Raw genomic sequence first — 18,569 nt, forward strand, 5'->3', positions numbered from 1 at the left:
GCTGAGGGCGTGAGCCGCCGGAGTTGGTAAGCGTTTTCCAGCAGGTCGGGAAAGTGCCCTTCCCGAAGGAAGGGCAGTGGGTGCGGTCAGAGGGTGGCGTAGAGGGCCCCGGCACTGGACACGGGTCCGGTGCGGAGCCGGTCCGGCCAGTCGAGGGCGAGACCGAGCGAAGAGCTCAGCCGGTCCTGGAAGGAGGCGAGCCGGTGCCCGCTCCCGCGGACCGCACGCGGCGGCAGCCGGTGCTCCAGGCAGTAGGAGACCAGCGCGCCGACCGCCTCACCGATGCTCCACTGGCCGGCGTGCCCGCCGAGCGCGGGCGCGCTGAGATGGGTGGCGCCGATGTTCCGACCGGCCGGGAGCAGATTCTCCACCCGCACCGGCAGCAGCGCCCCCAGCGGCAGCTGGAACGGCAGGCACTCCAGATCCAGCCCCGCGCCGCCCCCCGTCCCGGGGCGCAGGGTGATCCGCGAACGCAGGGTGCCCACACTGTCCGGGAACGGCTCGGCGCCCGGTGCCCCGGCCCGCGCCCCGGCGGTCAGATGCTGCTCCAGCAGGGTGAACTCGGCCCGGATGCGCCGGGATTCGCGTACGTGCGCGGCCTTGGCGAACCCGTCGTCGGTGCCCGTGACATCGGGCCTGGGCCGCAGCTCGGGGTAGCCGTGACCGCCGTCGTGCCGGGGTGCGCGGGTCTGCATCCAGTACAGGAACGACATGGCCTGTTCGCGTGCTTCCTGCTCGGCCCGCGCCTGTACCTCGTCCCCGGAACCGGTGAGCGGGAGCCCGCTGTAGGCGGTCTGCTCCCAGTCGACCAGGGTGATGTCGCTGTCGAACGTACCGGGCAGATACCGGCTCCGGGCCAGCGCCCGCAGCTGGTGCCAGCGGTCGTTGGGCGGCGCCGCCCAGGGCGGGACGTCGTCCGGCTCGTGCAGGAACAGCGGCACGGAGCGGGCCGGTGAGCCGCCCGGCTCCGCCGTCTCCCAGGAGAAGGCGTCGGACCACCGGTCGTAGCCTGCCGGGCGGTCCACGGTGTGGTCCTCGCCGGGGCGGTGGTCCAGGGCGAAGACCCAGGAGACCGGCTGCTGGTCCAGCGGATCGGCGACGGCGGGCGCGTGCGGCTCGCCGGTCTCCTCGCGGGACTCGGCGCCGGTGACGTGCTCGACGTCCGCGAGGGCGAGCAGCTCGCCCAGGTCCGTCGCGTCGACGACGTAGGGGGCGCTGACCGTCAGCGGCTCGCCGTCCGCCGCCAGGGTCACCGAGGTCACCCGGTCCCCGTCCGTCTGGGCCGCTACCGGACGGTGGCCGAGCAGCAGGGTGAGCCTGCCGGAGGCGAGGTGCGGGGTGAGGAGCTCCTGGACGACCGCGAGTGCGGCACGCGGCTCGTGGCTGAGGTGGCCGGTGGTGCTGAGCCCGGGGTCGAGCAGCGGATCGGCGAACGGCTCGGGGCACAGCGGATAGTTGCGCCGGTAGAAGTCGCGTATCCGCTCGCGCAGATCGCGGTAGCCGGGGGAGACGGGGTCCAGTTCGATGCGGTGTCCGTCGGCGAGCGGCACGGCCTGCGCGGTGAACAGGCCACCGGGCCAGTCGGTGGCCTCGGTGAGTACGACGCGGTGTCCGAACCGGACGGCGGTCAGCGCGGCGGCGAGACCACCGAGACCGGCACCGACCACCAGGACATCGGTCCCGAGTTCGCGGGTACGGGGGGTGGGGGCGGCGAACACAGGAGTCTCCTCCCTCAGGGCCGGCGGGCGGCGACGGTACGGAGCCGGACCGGCACGGACTCGCGCGTCCTGATCCGGACGGGAAGCACGATCTGCTCGGCGCTGCGGTACGGGTCCTCGCCCGCCGTGCGCTCCGCGATCCGGGTGACCAGCTGCTCGACCGCCCGCAGGCCGATCTCCCGGGCGGGAAGCCGGGCGGCGAAGCTGGTGAGCGGCAGCAGGTCGTAGGGGCCGGCGTCGTCCATGCCGGCCAGCACGATCTCGTCGGGCACGGCGATGCCGAGCGAGGCCAGGTCGGCGGCGGCGGTGGCGACGGCGAAGCCGTGGGCGCACAGCAGGGCGGTCGGCGGCTCGGGCGAGCCGAGCAGGTCGGTCAGCAGCTCCTTGCGGTCGTCCTCGGACAGCGCCGTGTACGAGCGCAGTGCGGTCAACTGGGGGAGCAGGGGCTGGTCATGGGCGCGCAGCGCCTGCTTGTGGCCGGTCATCCGGTCGTGGACGCTGGTGCACTGGGTCTCGCCCCAGAGCGTCGCTATCCGCTCGTGGCCGTCGGCCAGCAGATGCTCGGTGAGCCGGTAGCCGACGTCGTAGTTGTCGGCGGTGACCGCGTCGATGGCGAGGCCCGGGAAGTACCGGTCGACCAGGACCATGGGGATGCGCAGGTGCCTGATCTCGGCGAGGACGTCGGGATCGGGCACGCCCTGGACGGGGTAGAGGATGATGCCCTCGACCCGGTCCTCGACGGCCTGGCGCAGCACCTGGTCCTGGCGGGCCAGTGAGGCGTCGTGCGAGGCGTGTCCCGTGTCGGTCATATGGACCGCGGAGTCGGAGAAGAACAGCCGCATCCCGCGCTCCGAACAACCGGACTCGATCCCGCGCAGCACCTCCGACTGATACGGCCCCTGGCCGCTGATGATGCAGGCGATCACCCCGGACCGGTGCGCCGAGGCCGGCTCCGAGGCCCTGTCCTCCGGATCGGCGACAAAGGTCCCCTGGCCCCTCCGGCGCACCAACAGCCCTTCCGCGACAAGGTCGTTGAGCGCCCGTACGGCGGTGGTGGAGCTGACCTGGAAGCGCTCGCGCAGCTGGTTCTGAGTGATGAACGGAGCTCCGGTCTCGTACTCGTCACGTGCCACCTCGGCCCGCAACTCGTCCTTGATGCGCTGGTACTTGGGCCCGGACGTACCCATCCAGCCACCACCCTCTCGGATTTGACGCGTCAATCGGCTTTGACCTCAGTGTGGTGGGGGTTAATGCATTATTTCAAGGGGGTTGCAGGGAAAGGATCGGCAACTTGGTGCATCAAGCCGATGGTTGGCCGCCTTGATGCGTCAACTTGCCGCTCCGGATGGTGTCGTGGCCGGGCGGGGATCAGCCGGTCGCACGGGGCGGCGGTGCCGTGCTGGCCCGGACCACCAGGCGCGACGGCACGGCGAGCGTGCGCGGCGAGGCCGTCGCGTCACCGAGGGCCAGCAGCAGTGCCCGGCGGCCGATCTCCTCCAGCGGCAGCCGCACGGTGGTCAGCGCGGGGGTGACGTCGCCGGCCACGGGCAGATCGTCGAAGCCGACGACGGAGACGTCGCAGGGAACGCTCCTGCCGAGGTCGTCACGGAGCGCGGCGAGCGCACCCAGTGCCATGGCGTCGTTGAGCGCGAACAGTGCGGTGATCCCCGGCGACCTGCGGAACAGCCGCACCGCCGCGGCCCGCCCGCCCTCCCGGGTGAAGTCGGCCTCGACGCGGTGGTGCTCCTGCACGACGACGCCCAGCTCGGCCGCCCGCTCCAGGAAGCCGAGCAGCCGCTCCTGTACGGATACCAGCGCCAGCGGTCCGCAGATGACGCCGATCTCGGTGTGTCCCAGGGCGGCGAGATGCTCGGCGACCGCCCGGCCGCCCTCGCGGTTGCCCGGCTGGATGGTGTCCACCGGAAGGTCCTGGTGCGCTACCGCGGTCACCCGGCCGCCCTGTGCCGCGAATGCCTCCAGCTCCTGGGTGAGGGCGGGGCTCCCGCCGGTGAAGCCGGATCCGGCGAGGACCACGGCGCGGGCCCGCTGTGCCCGCAGCCGCGCCACGTACTCGGCCTGGAGTCCGGGCTCGTGGAAGGTGCCCGCCAGCATCACCAGGAGCTTGTGGTCGCGGGCGACCTCCATGACTCCGGCCGCGATGGCGGAGTAGTAGGCGTCGTTCACATCGTGCACGACCAGACCGACGATGGACGTCGTGGACTGCACGAGCGCGCGGGCCGGTGCGTTGGACACGTAGCGGAGCCGTGCGGCCGCCTCCAGGACGCGCTCCTGGAGCTCCTGGGTCACGTTTCGGTCGCTGTCGCTGAGGACGCGCGAAGCCGTGGCGAGAGAGACCCCGGCGTCCTGCGCGACCTGCTGGAGCGTCACGGCGGACGACGGGCGGGGGCGGGCTGAACGTCGATTGACCTGGCTCTGCATGGGGCTACGATAGCCGCACTGAAAGCGTTTTCCCATTGCGCACACCATAGGAACCCGGCCACCGGCGCCCTCCCGCCCGCGAGGTCAGCCCGCGCACCACCGGCCCGGGACGGCCGGGGGCAACGGGGTCGCGCAGCGGTAGACGGCGTCGTCCCGGAAGGCGTACCGCCGCTCGGTCTCGGGAGTGAGCCGGACGCCGAGCCCCGGGGCCTGCGGGGCGAGCAGGCGCCCTTCCTCCAGACGGAACGGCTCGACCAGCAGCTGGGACCGCAGCGGATACCGGGGCATCGGCCACTCGGCCAGCCGCCCGCCGCCCGCGAAGGCGGCGTGATAGTTGGCCGCCTGGCACACGGCGCTGCCCCAGCAATGCACCACCGCGTCGACCCCGTGCTCCGCCGCGCCCGCGAAGACGGCCAGCGTCTGGCGCAGGCCGCCGACGACCGTGGCGTCCGGCTGCACCAGGTCGTAGTACCCCGAGGCCATGCGCTCCACCAGTTCCTGTGCGGTGGTGACGGTCTCCCCGCCCGCCACCGGACAGTCCGCCGCCCGCCGCAGAGCGGGGTACTCGGCGGCCCGGGCGGGCCCCAGCGGCTCCTCCAGGAAACGCACCGGCCACCGGGTGCCGGCCCTGACCGCGTCGAGGAACGCCAGCGCCTCCGCCACCGACTGGCCCGGGTCGGCCAGATTCTGTGCCATGTCCACGGCGACGCCGACGCCGTGCGCGGCCGCGTGCTCCAGCGTCCACACCGCCTTGTCCGCCTCGTGGCCCCGCGACCTGATCTTGAAGGTGTCGATGCCGAGGGCCGCCACGGCGGCGATCTCGGCGGCCATCGCCGACGGGGAGGTCGAGTCGCCCCCGCTGGCGTAGAGCCGGATCGCGTCCGTGCGACGGCCGCCCAGCAACTCGTACGCGGGCACGCCCGCCCGCTTCCCGAGGGCGTCGATCAGGGCCGCCTCCACGGCGGAGACGACGTGGCGGGCCGCCCCCTGGAGACTCCAGTAGCCCGTCACGAGCACCATGTCCCGGTACCGCTCCTCCAGCTCCCCGGCCGGACGGCCGATCAGGTACGGGGCGATCAGATCGACCGTCGACACGAAGACCTGCGGTGCGAAGACGGCGAGATAGCCCTCGCCGAGCCCGGTGGTGCCGTCGTCCAGGGTGACCTCGACCAGACCCGTGGTGCGCCACCCGGCCGGCAGCGCCAGACGCACCTCCAGATTCTCCGGATCCGCGTACGGGGCGCTGAGCAGCACCGGCCGGATCGCCGCGATGCGCACTCCGTCGCCGATCGGTGCGCCGTGGTGGGGGACGGGGGGTTGGGACATGGCGTCGCGTCCTCAGAATCCTCTGGACCACTGCACGGGGTTGCGCAGTGGTGAACCGGCATGGAAACGGCGCCAGTTGTCGGCGAAAAGGTCGACGACCCGGGCGCTCTCGTCCGTGGAACCACCGGCGGTGTGCTGGGTGAGGACGACACCGGGGCAGGTCCACAGGGGGTGACCGGCGGGCAATGGCTCCTCCCCGGTGACGTCCAGAACCGCTCCGCCGAGCCGCCCGGAGGCCAGCTCGGACACCAGAGCCTCCTCGTCCACCAGCGATCCCCGCCCGGCATTCACCAGAACGGCTCCCGGCCGCATCAGGGCCAGCCGCCGTGCATCGAGGAGCCCGCTCGTTGCGGGCGTTCCGGGCAGCAGCCCCACCACCACGTCGAACCCGGGCAGCCGCTCGTCGAGCTCGGCCAGGGTGCGGATGTCGCCGGAGCCGCGCGCGAAGTGCGTGACGGGACAGCCGAACGGGCCGAGCAGCTCGGCGAACCGCCGGGCGATGGACCCGCGGCCCAGGACGAGCACCCGGGCCCCGGTCAGCAGACGCAGCCGGGGCCGCACGTCGGACTTCGCCCAGCTGCCCTCGGCGCGCAGCCCGGCGAGCCGGTCGATGCCGCGATGGAGCGCCAGGATTCCCGCCAGGCAGGACTGTGCCACCGGGTCGGCGAAGGCATCCCCCAGGTTGGTCACGGTCAGCCGTCGGCCGAGGACGGGCCAGTCGAGCCCGAGATAGTCGTCGATCCCGACCGAGGCGAGCTGCAGCCACTTGAGCCCGGGTGCGTTCGCGACCCGGTCCGCCCGGGGATTGCCGAGCGCCGTGCCGGCCGCGGCGAGGGCGCGGGCATCCGCCTCGGAGTCGGTTCCCGGCTCGGCGAACCACACCGGCCCTGGGGCGAGTTGACGCAGGTGGGCGCGCTCGGGACCGGTGAGCGACAGCTCCACGTACAGGCCGCCACGGCCCTCGTCCGGGTTCACCACGGGTGCTCCGCGAGGTACTCGGTGATCCGTTCCCGGTCCCACTTCCCGTCCGCGACGGTGACCCGGTAGCGGCGGGCCAGGGTGTCGCCCGGGGCGAGCTCCAACTCCTCGTGGAACGCGAAGGAGGGGGCGACCGCGGCGAAGGGCTCGTCGCGGACGAACCAGTGCGCCGGATGGGTGCCGCCCGCTCCGGTGTGATCGTTCTCCGGGGCGTGCTGGAAGATCAGGGTGGCGTGCCCGTCGGCGCCGTCGTGTTCGCCGCTGTAGGCCAGCCAGGGGGCCTGGGTCCCCATCAGCGCCGGGCCCTCCCCGACCGGGCCGAGGATCCGGCCGCCGCGGAAGGCGCGTGGCCCGCGCCAGAAGAGGCCGGTGTAGCCGGCCGCCTCCCGGCCGTGGGTCGTCGGGCTGCCGAAGAGCAGCGGTTCGGCGCGCCGGTTGGTGATCGCGCTGGACCAGGTCAGTGTCCAGCTGCCGCCGGTGTCCGTCGCCGTGGTGCCGGCGTCGGCGTGCTCGACGTCGTGCAGTTCGATCCGGCGCAGCTCGTCCGCCCAGTGCGTGCCGTCGTTGTGGCGCCAGCTCAGCCGCTCCGCGACGATCGCGCGTCCGGAGTCCGCCGTCACCTCGTCGAATCCGATGTGAGCCATCGATCCGACCCGCTCGGGCAGCGGCACGTAGTCCTGGCCGTGCACATAGGTGTTGCCGCCCCACAGGTTCTGACCGGAGAGGTGGGAGGCAGTCATCTGGAGGCCCTTGTGCCAGCGGTGATCGTTGGGCCGATAGTCGGTGACAACGTTATCGGCCAGTGTGCGCATGGGATGGATGTACGGCTTGGGGGCCTCCCAGGCCGCTTCCGGACGGTAGACGTAACTGATCAGGTCGATGCCGCCGCGCTCTTCCGTGACCGTGATCCGGTCGCCGTGGGCGTGCGTGATGCGCAGTGGACTGCTCATGTCCGGAGTCTCCTGAGTGTGACTGGAAAGCGCTTACCGCAACCTAGGGCCTGTGCCGGGGCACGTCAACAAGGGCGCGGGGCGACTGCGGAGCGGAAGGGCCGGCGTGTGCGGGCCCCGGAATCAGCCGGTGGTCAGGCCGAAGACGGTGATGATCACCAGGTAGCACACCGCCACGACGGCCGCCCCGGCCACATGGACACGGGCGGACCGCGCGCGGCCGGGCAGCAGCCAGAACGCGAGTGCCCGGTTGACCAGCGGCATCAGCAGCCAGGTCAGGATGCTGACGCTCAGTACATTGCTGAGGAACAGTGCGATGTACCCGGGCACCCCCAGATCCTTGAACCAGTCGCCTGCCGTCAGCTCCAGGATCATCACCGTCGGATACAGCGCCAGCACCACGGACATGGCCTGTTTCCAGTTGGGCGGCACGCCTTCCTGCGGTCCCGAGCCGAAGCGGAACCAGCCGCCGAACGCCGAGCCGATCTTGCGTACGTCGTAGGAGTCGAAATGGCCGTGCCCTTCCTCGACGAGCCGTCGGCGGGCATCGGAGCCGAGCCATGCCTCCAGGTTTTCCCGGGTGTCGAAGCGGAAGGCCACCACCCAGCGGTCCTGGATGCCTTTCACTGGCCGGAACAGCTCGGACCCCATGAAGCCCGGTTGCTTCTCCTGCTCCTTGAGGATCTTTTCCTGCCAGTGCAGGAAGTCCCGCTCATGCCCCGGCCGCACATCGTGCGAGACCACGGCCGTGACGACGTCGTCGGTCGGCGTCCCGCCGGAGAGCACCTCCTGGGTGGCGGGTCCGTCGAACAAGGGACAACCCTCGTCCAGGAGTTGCCGACGCGCCGCCGATTCCAGCCAGTGCGTGAGCTGTTCGAGGCGGGAGAAACGGAATACGACGACCCAGTCGTTCTCGTCGCCGGAGGCCGGTGAGTACATCTCCGTCCCCTGGAACCCGTCGAAGCCCCGCACGACTTCATTGGTCTTCTGCTGCCATCGTCTGTAGTCGTCGTTCCGGCCGGCCCGGACTCTCTGGGAGATGACGACCGTGGCGCTGCCGCCGGGGCCGGGGCTTGCACGGGTACTCATGCGGAGTAGTCTAGTTCTAAAGGGAGTTATCGGACAAATAGGGTGCTTTTATTCCTCGAACGATGGTCGCGCCAGGACGCGAGCGCCGGATGAAGAGGGGTTCCGCGATGGGGCACAAGGAATTCATGGCCGAAGCCGTCCGGCTGGCCACCGAGTCCGTCGAGGAGGGGTGGGGCGGGCCGTTCGGTGCGGTGATCACCAAGGAGGGTGAGATCATCGCCCGTGGGCAGAATCGTGTGCTGCTCACCGCCGATCCGACCGCCCACGGCGAGGTCGAAGCCATCCGCAAGGCCATTCAGGTCTTCAACCCCGAGGCGCCCAGCATCTCGGAGGCGTACCAGGACCGGTACACGCTCAAACTGGTGCCGCGCCCCGAGGGCTCGCCCGATGTCGTGCCGGAGCGTGCCCGGATGCTGCAGGGGTGCACGATCTACACGAGCGGGGCCCCGTGCCCGATGTGCATGAGCGCCATCTACTGGGCCCGCATCGGCACTGTTTACTACAGCTGTGACTGGAAGGCGACCCGGGAGATCGGTTTCGACGACGCATTCCAGTACGAGGACTTCGCCAAGCCGCCGGAGCGGCGCAGCATCACACTCGAACAGATCCATCCCGAACTGGGGACCACGTCCTACCGGGCCTGGGTGGACAGGGCGAACAATCACCCCTACTGAAGGAGCGGACGAGGACCGGGGAACCGGGGATGCCGGGCGGGCAGCGGAGCCGGCCCGGCACGGCGGCCGACGGCTTGCCGCACACTCATGGAAGAGCGGCAAGCCATCGGCCGTCGGCGTGAGGCGGGTGCTACTTGGGCGGACGAATGCTTCCGCCGCCCATGTTGCCCAGTTGGTCGCACTCCTCCTGCAGCTTCCGGGCCTTCTCCTGGAGCCGCTGGCGCTGCTCAGGGTCGGTGGTGCGCTCGGCGGCCTCGGTCATGTGCCGGGCCTTGTCACGCAGCTGCTGCGCACGGTCACCGGATTCACGTGCAACGCTCATCATCGCTCCTTGTGCGGTTGGGAAGAGCGGGCTCCATCAGAGAACCAGCGCCGTCGGGCTACCGCACCTCGAATCGTCACTCAGGGTGACGAGACCCCGAGGGGTCCCGCGACGCTGGCATGATCAAGGGCATGAACGAGAGCATCATCGCCGCGTGTGACGGGGCGTCCAAGGGCAATCCGGGACCCGCGGCCTGGGCGTGGGTCGTGGCCGACGCGCAGGGCCGGCCCGAGCGCTGGGAAGCGGGACCGCTGGGCACCGCGACCAACAACATCGCCGAACTCACCGCGCTGCGGCAGCTGTTGGAGTCGACGGACCCCGCCGTGCCGATCGAGGTGCGGATGGACTCGCAGTACGCGATGAACGCGGTGACGAAGTGGCTGCCGGGGTGGAAGCGCAACGGCTGGAAGACCTCGGCCGGCAAGCCGGTGGCCAATCGTGACCTGGTGGCCGCCATCGACGACCGGCTCACCGGCCGGACCGTGCGCTTCACCTACGTCCCCGCCCACCAGGTGGACGGCGACCCGCTCAACGCACTCGCCGACCAGGCTGCCAGCGAGGCCGCGGTGGCACAGCGGCCGGCCGGAACCGCGCACGGCTCCACGCAGCTGCCGACGCCGGCCCCCGCCCGGGCGACCGAGGGGCGCCGGGCCGGCGCGGCGACGAAGAAGGCGGCGGGCGCGGCACGCCCCGCCCGTTCCGGTGGCACGATCAAGGCCAGGTTCGCGGGCCGCTGCCACTGCGGAAAGCCCTACGCGGCACAGGACATGATCGCCAAGAACCCCAACGGCTGGGGCCACCCGGAGTGCCGCACCGCCTCCGCCTGAGGCGCACCGCCGCCCGGAGCGGGCTGACTCCACCCGGAGGCCACTGCAACTCCATGGCCGAACAGTTCTGCCCGACGCGAGCCGTGCGTTTGGCGACAGGTGGGACCGGTCTCGAGTGAATGAATCAATGCGACCATGTCCACGCCATATCCAGCTCGGCTGAAACGCCCTCCGGCTCATCGCGGGTCGGGGGGCTCGCGTTACTTCCTGCGAGCCGCAAGTCCCGAAAGGATCACCGTCCGGCTCTTGCCATGAACCGTGCCCGTTCGTAACGTTGAGGGAGCCAGCACACAGCAAGGGTGCTGGATGCTGGTGTAGTGACTCAATCGGAACTACACCCTTCAGGGAAAAAGTGAACACGACCGCCATCGTTACGATGATCCTTGCGGCCTTGCTCGGCTTTGGTCGAGTACTCGACGGAGTCGAGTCGTTGAAGGAAGGGATCATCAAAATGATCCGGTCCTTCGTGGAGGTTCGGGATGAACTGGACCGCGCGAAGCGGTCCCATCGGCCCGAGCCCACTCAAGGAGATCAGTTGGAGCAAACTCCGGACCACACGGAGGAACTTCCGGACGCGGCCCAAGGTAACGGCCGGAACTCCGCCGGCTAGAATTTCAGATCATCTCTCTGGACTCAGGACTGAATGAGCCTTTGCCTTCAGCCCCGAGAGCTCGATAGGTTTACAGCAAGTGCGTTCTTGCTTGCGAACATTGCTACATCTGTGAACATGTCGATCAGAGTCGGCGAACTCGGCCGAGGTAATCTCTGACGAACTCATTTTCCGGACTGCTCAACGCCTGACCGAGCATGCCGAGGTACCTGAACTGCCCTCCGCGTCAGTGATCCTGCACGGAGGGGAGCCCTTGGAAGTCAATGGATCACGCCCCCATCGGAAATTTGCGGGGGCTTTCTTTGCGTTATGGATCGATGGCGTCGCTACGGCCGGCATCCCCACGCATCTCGAACATGACCGACAGCACGATCCGCGTTGAGCGCCTGGACTCCGTCTCCGAGCCTCCGCGATCCGGATCAAGGACTCCCTGCGAATTGCGTGATCACGTCTCGATGCGCGCACCGGTGCCCCCGCCCGACCGGGTCCGCGTGCCATGATGCGGATCCGGCGGCGGTGTCCGCGGATCCCTGATCCGATGCCGACGCCGCTCGCGAGAGTGGGACGCTGGGGGACGGATGGGAAGCAAGGGCACGGTCCTGCGCGAGCTGCGCGGCGCGCAGAAGTCGGCCAAGGGAGTCTCGCTCTACTCGCGGTACGTGAACCGCCCGGCCGGCCGGGTCCTTGCGGCCGGTGCGTACCGGATGGGACTGACACCCAATCAAGTCACGTTGATCAGCGCGGCGTTCACCTTCGCCGCAATCGCCTCTGTGGCGCTCGTCCGCCCCTCCTTCGGGCTCGCGGTCGCGGTGTACGCGGGGCTGGTCATCGGCTTCGCCCTGGACTCGGCCGACGGGCAACTGGCCAGACTCACCGGCGCGGGAGGCCCGGACGGCGAGTGGCTGGACCACGTCGTGGACTGCGCCAAGATGATCCTTGTGCACACCGCCGTGCTGATCTCGTTCCAGCGGTTCTCCGGACTGCCCGGCGAGGGCTGGCTGCTCCTGCCGCTGGGCTTCCTGTTCACGGCGGTGCTGACGTTCTGCGCGGGGCTGCTGCGTGAACAGCTGGGAAAGGCGGCTGCCCGGCCCGTGTCGGGCCCCGGCGCCACCGCCCCGGTCTCGCGGCTGCGGGCCGTGGCACTGTTGCCCGCCGACTACGGGGTGTTCTGTCTGGTGTTCCTGCTCCTGGGCGACCGCACCGCGTTCCGTATCGGCTATGCGGGGCTCGCCGCCGTGCACGCGCTGTTCCTGGTGGTGTTCCTCGCCAAGTGGTTCAGGGAGCTCAGAGCGCTCCGGACTGCGGACTGACGAGTGTGTCCAGCGCCCGGCGCAGCTGGGTGCTGGACGTGTGCACGGTGTACGGAAAGTAGACGACCTCCACGCCGACTTCGGCGAAGTCGCGTTCCAGCCGTTTCCCCTTCTCCGTCTCCCGCCAGTCGTCCCCCTTGAAGATCACGTCGAACCTCACCTGCTGCCAGGTCTCCACCTTGTCGGGCACCGTCTCGACGAACGCAGCGTCCACGTAGCGCACGCTGCGTACGATCTCCAGGCGCTCCGGCAGCGGAATCACCGGCCGATGGCCCTTGGCGAGCGCGGCCATCTCGTCCGAGACAACCCCGGCGACGAGATAGTCGCACTGACTGCGGGCGTGCCGCAGGATGTTGAGATGCCCCACATGGAACAGGTCGTAGACCCCCGGCGCGTAGCCGACCCTGTGCACCATCCGTTCTCTCCCCCCACGGTGAACGTGATGTCCGTGTCCCGCAGCAGTTTTCCGGACATGGCGTCCGGTGCGGTGGGATATCGGTATCGGTGTTGATGGTGCAACGACCTTACTGTGAAGACCACTTGCGCATCACGTGAACGGATAAGCTCACTTTTGGGGCTGTTCCTTGGGGGGAACAGCGAATGTTCCGGGGGGAAGGCGAGCGTCCATGTCCGATGCCGATCGTCACAAGCCGTTCGAGGGCCGTACCCTGCTGGTCGTCTCGACGAACTACGCACCGGAGCTGACGGGCATCGGCCCGTACGCCGCACAGCTCGCCGAGCACTGGGCGGCGGCCGGGGCGGACACCCACGTACTGACCGGGATGCCGCACTATCCGTCCTGGCGGACCGACGCGGAGTACCGGGGGGTGTGGCGGGTCGCCGAGAAGCGGGCCGGGGTCACCGTGCACCGGCGAAGACACTATGTGCCGTCCCGTCAGACCGCCCTGCGCAGAGCCGCGTTCGAGGCCACGGTGCTGGGGCACGGTCTGCTGTCGCCTCCCGCCGCGCTCCCGCCCGACGCGGTGGTCTCCCAGATCCCCAGTCTCGCCGGGGGCGTCATCGGTGCCCGGCTGGCCGGCCGCCACCGGGTCCCGTACGTACCCGTCGTGCAGGATCTGATGGGCGCCGCCGCCGCGCAGAGCGGCATCCGGGGCGGGGGCCGTGCGGCAGCCGTCGCCTCGGCCGCCGAGCGGTACGCGCTGTGCTCCGCGGCCCTCGTCGGCGTCATCCACGAGAGCTTCGTGCCCCGCGTCACCGCGTATGGGGTGGACCCGGGGCGCATCCGCACGGTGCCCAACTGGTCGCATGTGCGGGCCCCTTCCGCCGACCGGGCCGGAACCAGGGCGCGTCTCGGCTGGAGCGAGGGCACCCCGGTGGTCCTGCACTCCGGGAACATGGGGCTCAAACAGGGCCTGGAGGTCCTGGTCGACGCGGCCCGCCTCGCGCCGGAGATCCGCGTGGTGCTCATGGGCGACGGGAATCAGCGCGAGGCGCTGCTGGCACGCGCGGCGGGCCTGCGCAACCTCGACATCCTGCCCCCGGCCGACGCGGCCGAGTTCACGGACGTACTCGCCGCCGCCGATGTGCTCGCGGTGACTCAGCGGGGCTCCGTGCTCGACATGAGCGTCCCCTCCAAGCTCACCTCCTACTTCGTCTCGGGCCGGCCCGTCGTGGCCTCGGTCGCCGAGGGGGGAGGCACCGCACAGGAGGTCCAGCGGTCCGGCGCCGGGCTCCTCGTCGCCCCGGAGGACCCCGCGGCGCTGCTGTCGGCCGTACGCAAGCTCGTCGAGGCGCCGGCCGGGGCGGACGCGCTCGGGGCCAACGGACCGCAGTACGTCGCACGTCATCTGAGCCGCGAAGCGGGCCTGGCCCGCTTCGACGCCCTGCTCAACGAGGTCCTCGCGGACGCCAAAGGGAGACCACGCCGATGAACCAGCCGATCCGCGCCCTGGAGGACCAGGACGAACCCGCGCTGCTGCGGGACCAGTTCCGACAGCTCCTGCGCTACCGGGTGCTGCTCGCCTCCGGCGTGGTCGTCGGGCTCATCGGTGGCGGCTGGCTCGCGCTGAGCGGTGAGGAGAGCTACACCTCGACGGGCGAGGTCGTCGTACGCTCCGCCGCGTCGGACCCCTTCGCCGCCGGTGCCTCCGCCGACAAGGGCATCAACATCGGCTCCGAGCGGCAGACCGCCGTCAGTGACACCGTGGGCACCCTGGCCGTCACCACCCTGGCCGGACGGGGCGACCGGGTGGAGGTCGGACCGCTGCTCTCCGGCCTCCAGGTCACCAACCCGCCCAACACCCTCGTGCTCCGCTTCTCCTACACCGGCCGCACCCCCGCACTGGCGAAGGCGCGGGCCCAGGCGCTCGCCGACGCCTACCTGGAGATCCGCCGCCAGCGCACCGAGAACAGCATCGCCAACATGGTCGACGGCTACCGCGCCCAGCTGACCCCGCTCACCGAACAGCGCGACCAACTGGCGGCGGAGGCCGGCAGGAGCAACGACGTGACCAGCGCACGGGCCAACCTGGTGGTCGCGATCTCCGAACTCACGCGGAAGATCTCCGAGTTGCAGGCGCTGGACACCACCCCGGGATACCTGACGAAGAAGCCCGCCGCCCCGACCGCGCCCACCGGTGCCGGACTGCCGCTGCTGCTGGGGCTCGGCGGTGTCGTCGGTCTCGCACTGGGACTGCTGCTGTCCTGGGTACGCCTGGTCTTCGACCCGGCCGTGCGCTCGACCCGGGAGCTGGTCCGTTCGCTCGGCGCGCCCCTGCTCGGCACCCTGCCCAGGGAGCGTGCGTATGGCGGCTCGCCGCTGGCCATCGGGCGGAGCGGGAGCAGGCTCGCCGAGGAGTACCGCGCGGTCGCCTTCCGGCTCGCCTACGATCCGTCGCTCGCCGAGCGCCGCAGGCTCCTGGTCACGGCACCGCGCGGGGACGGCGCGGCGGCGGCCGCCGCCGCGGCCAACCTGGCAGCGGCCTTCGCCGAGATGGGCCGCGACGTGATCCTGGTCGAGGCCGATCTGCGCACCCCCGCACTGGCCAGGGACCTGGGCCCGGCGGCGCAGGGCTCCCGGCCGCGCTGGGCGACCCGGGGCCGACGCGCCTGGCCGTCGGACAGCCAGATGCACGTGGACGTACCCGGGTCGGGCGCCTTCACCCTGATAGCGGGCCGGCGTACGGACAACGTGCCGCGGGCCCTGACGTCGGCACCCGTCGGCCGGATCGTCGCCGAGGGCGACCGGCCCGGTGCCGTCGTCATCGTGCTGGCCCCGCCCGTGCTGTCGTACGCCGACGCCGTCGCGCTGATCGACCGGGTGGAGGGCGTCGTGGTGGTCTGTGATCCGCGCGAGGTGCACCGCAGCGACCTGGAGCGGATCCGGGAGATCATCGGGGCGGCGGGCGGTTGTGTGCTCGGCGCGCTGCTGCACCCCGGGCTGAGCCGACACGAGCGCCGGACCCGCAGGAAGGCGGCCAGGCGCCGGCCGGGCGGTGGGCGGCCGGCCGGGGACGACGCGGGCAACGGGCCGGAACACACCGGTGACCCCGCCGAGACGCTGGGGCTGCGCGCCTTCGACTCCACCGCCGGACACAGATGAGGGCACGTACCGCGATCGTCTGCTCGGTCGCGGACCAGGGCGTGGCCGCGCTCACCAACATCCTGGTGCTGGTGACGGCAGCCCGGCTGTCCACCGTGGCGGAGTTCGCCCGCTTCTCGGCGGTCTACCTCGTCTTCACGGTGCTGCTGGGCGTGTCCGGCGCCTACACCGGGCAGCCGCTCGTGCTGCGGCGCGGCGGGAGCGATGAAGTGCGCGGTGCCTGCCGGTCGGCGGTGGTGTTCACCCTGCTCGTGGCAGCGGTGCTCGGTACGACACTGGCCGGTGTCTGCCTGCTGGTGCCGGGCGCCACCGCGGACGCCCTGATGGCGCTGGGACTCGTCCTGCCGGTGGTGCTGGGCCAGGACATCATGCGTTATGCCTTCTCCACCCTGCACCTGTCGCATCTGGCGCTGGCGGGCGACGTGCTCCGACTGGTCTGTGTGCTGGGCGCGTTGGCTCTGCAAACTCACGGCGCCCCGGCCGCCCGGCTCGTCGTGGTGTGGGGGCTCGCCGCACTGCCGGCCCTGCTCCTGTCGGCCGCCCTGCTGCACCGGAGGGTGGCCGGGGCACCGGTGCGGCCGAAGGCTCTGCTGCGACGAGGCCATCTCGGGCGGCGCTTCGTGGTGGAGTTCGCGGTGGGCAACGCCACCGGCCAGCTCTCCGTGCTCGCACTCGGTGCCGTCGGCAACCCGCTGGTGGTCGGTGCGCTGCGTGGCGCGACCACCCTGTTCGGACCACTGAACGTGCTGTTCACCTCGGCCACCGGCTTCGGCCCGCCCCTGCTGGGCAGGATCGCCGACGAACGGCGCAGGATACGGGCCGCCGCCGTGCTCGCGGCTGTCCTGGCGACGGGTGCCGCCGCCTGGGCCACGGCCCTGGCCCTGCTGCCCGGCCCGGTCGGACGCCGGCTGCTGGGCGACACCTGGCCCACGGCGGCCGCCCTGCTCCCGGCGACCGGCAGCCAGTACGCGGCGATGGCCGTCGGCACCTGCGGGCTGCTGGCCCTGCGGATGCTAGACCCGCGCACCACGCTCGCCATCCAGGTGGTCTTCTCGCTCGCCGCCGTCGCCTTCCTCACCGGCGGCTATGTGCTGGGCGGGGTACCGGGCGCCGCCTGGGGCCTGTGCCTGGGGTCCGGGTGCAAGGCGGTGGCCACCTGGACCAGGGTGGCCCGGATCAGGGCCCGCACCGACGTGGCGCGGGTGCCCGTCAGCGAGGGTGCCGCCCGTCCCGCCGAAAGCTCGTGACCAGCAGCAGACAGAGCGCCGCGACGGCCAGTTTGCCGACGGACTGCAACAGCGGACCGCGCAACAGGATGAAGGTGTACCCGGCGACCAGCGGTGCGGTGACCGCAAGGACGCTGCCGGGCCCCGGACCCTCCCGGGAGACGGCCCGCGCGTACCGCCGGTCGGTACGGGCGGCGGCGTACCCGAGCAGCGCGAGAGCACCGGCCATGCCCGGCGCACCGAAGTCGACCCAGAGCTCGGTCCACAGCGGTGCCGACAGGTTGGTCATGCTCATCCCCATCCACTGACCGACGCGTACCCCCGTGTCCTCCGGCTTGCCGCTCCACACCGACCGGGGCACGAAGAAGAGGGCCGAGCCCGCCAGTTGACGCCCGTAGGTGTGGCCGTGGGTGTCCACCCAGGTGATGGTGTTGGCGAACATCACCGTCTGGTCGTAGTCCTTGGTGGCCAGCGGCTCGAAAATCGACGACGAGTCCACCGGCCGGTACCCGGCGCTGTCGTACCGGAACCGGTCCGCGTAGGGGAACAGCACCAGCGCCCCGACCACCCCCATGGCGAGCACCGAGCGGTACATCGCCGCGCTGCTCGGGAACGCGGTGAAAAGCAGCGAGACCAGCACCGTCAGGAACCAGTAACGTGCGTTGGTGAAAGGGTTGTTGACGATCACGTTGAGGACGAACAGTCCGGTCCAGGCCAGCACCGCCGCCGGAGAGCGCCGGGCCCGGCGCGAGGTCACCAGCCGACGGGTGAAGAAGAGCAGCGCCAGCAGCGCGGGCACCGTGCCGAAGCCCTTGAGGAAGGCCGACCCCACATTGGACCCGTCCGGCCCCACCCCGCTCCCCGCGACCGAGGCACTGATCTCCTGACGGCTGGTGAAGAAGACCGCCGGACCGCCCACCCTCAGGATGTAGTAGCCGCTCGCCGCGAAGGCCAGCAGTACCAGCAGCCCGAGCCGCCCCGGGTGCGCCACGGCCGGGCGGCCCCCGGACCGCGCGGTGACCCGCCGCAGCAGCGGCCGCCTGGATGCCAGCAGGGCCCCCAGGTCGAACGCGGCACAGCCCACCAGGATCAGCGCGACGGCCGTCACCAGATCCGACCGCGGCCCGACCATCGGGGTGGGCGTCTGCCCGATGACCGCCTGGGCGAACGGCGCCACGCCCATCGCGATGTACACGAACATCCAGAAGACGCCCTGCAACAGGCGCCGCCGGGTGGAAAGGACCATGGTCGCGAGCCGGATCCCCGCATAACAGGTCAGCACGAGCTGCAGCCAGTACGCGGTGTCGCGGACGCCGGTGCCCGGCTGCGCGGCGATCACCGCGGGCAGGAAGAAGACCAGGGCGAGGATGAGGGGCACGGCCAGGGCGCGCGAGAGCATCGCCCACGACCTGGGCTCGGCCCGCGCGTGGCCCGGCTCCCGCGGGCCGTGCTCCGGTACGGGTGCGGACGGCGCCGCCTCGTGCACGGACGTCATGTGCTCCCCGTTTCCGTGGACCTGTGAACACTCTAACGAATCA

The 18,569-nt window shown here is 71.0% G+C and carries 17 protein-coding genes; 7 read left to right on the plus strand and 10 right to left on the minus strand.

Features of this window, described 5'->3' with window-relative positions:
* Window positions 1–86: 86 nt before the first annotated feature.
* From OHA19_RS36465 to OHA19_RS36495, 7 genes are all read right to left on the minus strand, one after another.
* The gene (locus OHA19_RS36465) at window positions 87–1,718 is read right to left on the minus strand and encodes an FAD-dependent oxidoreductase (protein WP_405709139.1); all 1,632 of its coding nucleotides are present in this window, start codon (window positions 1,716–1,718) and stop codon (window positions 87–89) included.
* A 14-nt stretch (window positions 1,719–1,732) separates the two neighbouring features.
* A complete protein-coding gene (locus tag OHA19_RS36470; RefSeq protein ID WP_405709136.1) occupies window positions 1,733–2,905 on the minus strand; it encodes a substrate-binding domain-containing protein in 1,173 nt (390 codons plus the stop codon).
* 181 nt (window positions 2,906–3,086) lie between these two features.
* Window positions 3,087–4,157, minus strand: a complete 1,071-nt coding sequence (locus tag OHA19_RS36475; protein ID WP_405709133.1) for a LacI family DNA-binding transcriptional regulator — start codon at window positions 4,155–4,157, stop codon at window positions 3,087–3,089.
* An 84-nt stretch (window positions 4,158–4,241) separates the two neighbouring features.
* The gene (locus tag OHA19_RS36480; protein ID WP_405709130.1) at window positions 4,242–5,483 is read right to left on the minus strand and encodes a mandelate racemase/muconate lactonizing enzyme family protein; all 1,242 of its coding nucleotides are present in this window, start codon (window positions 5,481–5,483) and stop codon (window positions 4,242–4,244) included.
* A gap of 12 nt (window positions 5,484–5,495) precedes the next feature.
* Window positions 5,496–6,461, minus strand: a complete 966-nt coding sequence (locus tag OHA19_RS36485) for a D-2-hydroxyacid dehydrogenase (protein WP_405753008.1) — start codon at window positions 6,459–6,461, stop codon at window positions 5,496–5,498.
* Window positions 6,455–7,411, minus strand: coding sequence for a PmoA family protein (locus tag OHA19_RS36490; RefSeq protein ID WP_405753011.1), 957 nt, complete (start codon window positions 7,409–7,411; stop codon window positions 6,455–6,457). Before OHA19_RS36490 ends, OHA19_RS36485 begins: the two co-directional genes overlap by 7 nt.
* A gap of 123 nt (window positions 7,412–7,534) precedes the next feature.
* Window positions 7,535–8,500, minus strand: coding sequence for an antibiotic biosynthesis monooxygenase (locus tag OHA19_RS36495; protein WP_405709121.1), 966 nt, complete (start codon window positions 8,498–8,500; stop codon window positions 7,535–7,537).
* 107 nt (window positions 8,501–8,607) lie between these two features.
* On the opposite strand from OHA19_RS36495, the gene OHA19_RS36500 reads away from it, so the two are divergent.
* Window positions 8,608–9,174, plus strand: a complete 567-nt coding sequence (locus OHA19_RS36500; protein WP_405709118.1) for a nucleoside deaminase — start codon at window positions 8,608–8,610, stop codon at window positions 9,172–9,174.
* 130 nt (window positions 9,175–9,304) lie between these two features.
* Here OHA19_RS36500 and OHA19_RS36505 read toward each other — a convergent pair whose 3' ends face one another.
* The gene (locus tag OHA19_RS36505; RefSeq protein WP_405709115.1) at window positions 9,305–9,496 is read right to left on the minus strand and encodes a DUF6381 family protein; all 192 of its coding nucleotides are present in this window, start codon (window positions 9,494–9,496) and stop codon (window positions 9,305–9,307) included.
* Window positions 9,497–9,627: 131 nt separating this feature from the next.
* Here OHA19_RS36505 and OHA19_RS36510 point away from each other — a divergent pair, with 131 nt between their 5' ends.
* The 3 genes from OHA19_RS36510 to OHA19_RS36520 all read left to right on the plus strand — a co-directional run bounded on the left by OHA19_RS36510 (window position 9,628) and on the right by OHA19_RS36520 (window position 12,243).
* On the plus strand, window positions 9,628–10,323 hold the full coding sequence (locus tag OHA19_RS36510; RefSeq protein WP_405709112.1) for a ribonuclease H: 696 nt from the start codon (window positions 9,628–9,630) through the stop codon (window positions 10,321–10,323).
* 352 nt (window positions 10,324–10,675) lie between these two features.
* Window positions 10,676–10,933, plus strand: a complete 258-nt coding sequence (locus tag OHA19_RS36515) for a hypothetical protein (RefSeq protein ID WP_405709109.1) — start codon at window positions 10,676–10,678, stop codon at window positions 10,931–10,933.
* A gap of 578 nt (window positions 10,934–11,511) precedes the next feature.
* Window positions 11,512–12,243, plus strand: coding sequence for a CDP-alcohol phosphatidyltransferase family protein (locus OHA19_RS36520; protein ID WP_405709106.1), 732 nt, complete (start codon window positions 11,512–11,514; stop codon window positions 12,241–12,243).
* Here OHA19_RS36520 and OHA19_RS36525 read toward each other — a convergent pair.
* Window positions 12,218–12,658 (minus strand): adenylyltransferase/cytidyltransferase family protein, encoded by a 441-nt coding sequence (locus OHA19_RS36525; RefSeq protein WP_405709104.1) that lies wholly within the window; start codon window positions 12,656–12,658, stop codon window positions 12,218–12,220. The two genes, OHA19_RS36520 and OHA19_RS36525, sit on opposite strands and share 26 nt — an antisense overlap.
* A gap of 211 nt (window positions 12,659–12,869) precedes the next feature.
* On the opposite strand from OHA19_RS36525, the gene OHA19_RS36530 reads away from it, so the two are divergent.
* From OHA19_RS36530 to OHA19_RS36540, 3 genes are read left to right on the plus strand one after another with little or no spacing between them, the layout of a single operon-like run.
* On the plus strand, window positions 12,870–14,135 hold the full coding sequence (locus OHA19_RS36530) for a glycosyltransferase (RefSeq protein WP_405709101.1): 1,266 nt from the start codon (window positions 12,870–12,872) through the stop codon (window positions 14,133–14,135).
* Window positions 14,132–15,805 carry a lipopolysaccharide biosynthesis protein gene (locus OHA19_RS36535; protein WP_405709098.1) on the plus strand — a complete coding sequence of 558 codons (1,674 nt, stop codon included), beginning with the start codon at window positions 14,132–14,134 and terminating at the stop codon, window positions 15,803–15,805. Before OHA19_RS36530 ends, OHA19_RS36535 begins: the two co-directional genes overlap by 4 nt.
* On the plus strand, window positions 15,802–17,052 hold the full coding sequence (locus OHA19_RS36540; RefSeq protein ID WP_405709096.1) for a hypothetical protein: 1,251 nt from the start codon (window positions 15,802–15,804) through the stop codon (window positions 17,050–17,052). The genes OHA19_RS36535 and OHA19_RS36540 overlap by 4 nt, the downstream gene beginning before the upstream one ends.
* Here the strand turns inward: OHA19_RS36540 and OHA19_RS36545 are convergent.
* The gene (locus OHA19_RS36545; protein ID WP_405709093.1) at window positions 17,015–18,526 is read right to left on the minus strand and encodes a hypothetical protein; all 1,512 of its coding nucleotides are present in this window, start codon (window positions 18,524–18,526) and stop codon (window positions 17,015–17,017) included. The two genes, OHA19_RS36540 and OHA19_RS36545, sit on opposite strands and share 38 nt — an antisense overlap.
* Between the last annotated feature and the right edge of the window lie 43 nt (window positions 18,527–18,569).

Source organism: Streptomyces sp. NBC_00012 (assembly GCF_045040875.1).
Taxonomy (GTDB): Bacteria; Actinomycetota; Actinomycetes; order Streptomycetales; family Streptomycetaceae; genus Streptomyces.